Genomic DNA, 2,675 nt, shown 5'->3' with positions numbered 1-2,675 from the left:
ATCACCGAGACGACCGTGCACGTGACGTTCCGGGAGATGGAGGCGGCGGACGCGGAGCGGGCGGGGTCGAGCCCGATCGGGCGGCCGCTGGGGGACCTGCGCGTGTACCTGCTGGACGGGTCGGGCGAGCCGGTGCCGGTCGGGGTCGCGGGGGAGATCCATGTCGGCGGCGCGGGGGTGGCGCGGGGCTACCTGAACCGGCCGGGGCTGACATCGGAGCGGTTCGTGGCGAGCCCGTTCGTGGAGGGCGACCGGCTGTACCGGTCGGGCGACCTGGCGCGGTGGCGGGCGGACGGCAGCCTGGAGTTCCTGGGGCGCAACGACTTCCAGGTGAAGGTGCGGGGCTTCCGGATCGAGCTGGGCGAGATCGAGGCCCGGCTGTCGGGCTGTGCCGGCGTGCGTGAGGCGGTGGTGGTGGCGCGCGAGGACCGTCTGGTCGCCTACTACACCACGGCGGCCGGGGCGCAGCCCGGGGCGGAGGCGCTGCGGGCGCATCTGGGCTCGACGCTGCCGGACTACATGGTGCCGGCGGCCTATGTGCGCCTCGACGCGCTGCCGCTGACCGCCAACGGCAAGCTCGACCGCAAGGCGCTGCCCGCCCCCGACGACGACGCCTACGGCGCGCGCGCCCACGAGGCGCCGGTCGGGCCGGTGGAGGAGGCGCTGGCGAGGATCTGGGCCGAGGTGCTCGGGGTCGAGCGCATAGGGCGCCATGACCATTTCTTCGAGCTGGGCGGCCATTCGCTGATGGCCGTGCGCGTGCTGGAGCGCATGCGGCGCGCGGGCATGCATGCGGACGTGCGCGTCCTGTTCGGCACGCCGACCTTGTCCGCCCTGGCTGCCGCGGTGCGCACCGACCACGGCGAGGTCACGGTTCCCGTCAATCCCATGGCCACCGGCCGCCGGACCGTGACGCCGGACCTGCTGCCCCTGGTCGACCTGACCCAGGGCGACGTCGATGCGATCGTCGCGACCGTGCCCGGCGGTGCCGACAACCTCCAGGACGTCTATCCCCTGTCGCCGCTGCAGGACGGCATCCTGTTCCACCACCTGATGGCGCGCGAGGGCGATCCCTACCTGCTGTGGAGCCTGATGCGCTTTCGCGACCGGGCGACCCTGGACCGCTACGTCGCGGCCGTCGAGGCCGTGGTCGCGCGGCACGACATCCTGCGCACGGCGGTGGTCTGGGAGGGATTGCCCGAACCGGTGCAGGTCGTGTGGCGCAAGTCCCTGCCGGTGGCCGAAGAGGTCGTGCCGGACCCGGCCGACGGAGACGTCGCCGGCCAGCTCCGGCGACGGTTCGATCCGCGCCGGTACCGGCTGGACCTGCGGCGGGCACCGCTGACCCGGCTGTTCGTCGCCCGCGACCCGTCCGACGGCCGGTGGGTGGCCCTGCGGCTGTTCCACCACATCATCGACGACAACACCTCGCTCAAGCAGTTCAACGCCGAGGTCGAGGCGCATCTCGCCGGCCGGGCCGGCGAGCTTCCGGCGCCGCTGCCGTTCCGCAACTTCGTCGTCCAGGCGCGGTCCGGCGTCAGCCAGGAGGAGCATGAAGCGTTCTTCCGGGGGATGCTGGGCGACGTGGACGAGCCCACCGCGCCGTTCGGGCTGATGGACGTGCGCGGCGACGGCGTGGGGATCGGCGAGGCGCGCCGTTCGGTCGAGCCCGGGCTGGCCCGCCGCCTGCGCGCCCGTGCCCAGGCGCTGGGCGTAAGCGCCGCGAGCCTGTTCCACGTGGCGGGAGGGCAGGTGGTCGCCCGGGCCACGGGCCGTCCGGACGTGGTGTTCGGCACCGTCCTGTTCGGCCGGATGCAGGGCGGGGAGGGGGCCGACCGGGTCATGGGCCCTTACATCAATACCCTGCCCATGCGTCTCCGCCTCGGCCCGGCCGGGGCCGAGGCCTGCGTGCGCGAGGCCCACCGCCTGCTCACCGGGCTGATCCGGCACGAGCATGCCTCCCTGGCCCTGGCCCAGCGCTGCAGCCGCGTCTTCGCGCCGATGCCGCTGTTCACGGCGCTGCTGAACTACCGCCATGCAGGCCCTTCATCGGCGCGGAACGGGGCGGCATCCGGAGCCTGGGAGGGGATCGAGCATCTCGACGGCGAGGAGCGCACCAACTACCCGCTGACGCTGGCGGTGGACGATCTGGGCACGGGCTTCGAGCTGACGGCGCAAGTGGCTTCCGCAGTGGATGCCGACCGGGTGTGCGCGATGATGCATCGGGCGCTGGAGAGCCTGGTCGAGGCGCTGGAGACGGCGCCCGAGCGGCCGGTCGGCAGTCTCGACGTGCTTGCGCCCGCGGAGCGGCGCCTGGTCGCGGACGAGTGGAACCGGATCGAGACGTATCCGGTGGAGCGCTGCATCCACGAGCTGTTCGAGGCGCAGGCGAAGCTGAACCCGGACGCGCCGGCGGTGACCTTCGAGGGCCGCAGCCTGAGCTATGGCGTCCTGAACGCGCGCGCCAACCGGCTGGCGCGCCACCTGCGCACGCTCGGCGTCGGGCCGGACCGGCTGGTCGCGATCTGCACCGAGCGCTCGCCGGAGATGGTGGTGGCGCTGCTGGCGGTGCTCAAGGCCGGCGGGGCGTACCTGCCGCTCGATCCCGCCTATCCGGCCGAGCGTCTGGCCTTCATGCTCGCCGACGCCGCACCGGTCGCGGTGGTGACCGACGG

Annotated in this window: 1 protein-coding gene; it reads left to right on the top strand. The window is 73.5% G+C overall.

Going from position 1 to position 2,675, the window contains the following annotated elements; genetic code table 11:
- Nucleotides 1–15: 15 nt before the first annotated feature.
- A partial coding sequence (locus VGO20_RS19375; RefSeq protein WP_327504026.1) for an AMP-binding protein occupies nt 16–2,675 on the top strand: 2,660 nt, incomplete at its 3' end.

Source organism: Arenibaculum sp. (assembly GCF_035998295.1).
In the GTDB taxonomy this organism is placed as follows: domain Bacteria; phylum Pseudomonadota; class Alphaproteobacteria; order Azospirillales; family Azospirillaceae; genus DASYHS01.
Note: the sequence above shows the minus strand (reverse complement) of the source record. Positions and strands in the feature narration are given on the sequence as shown.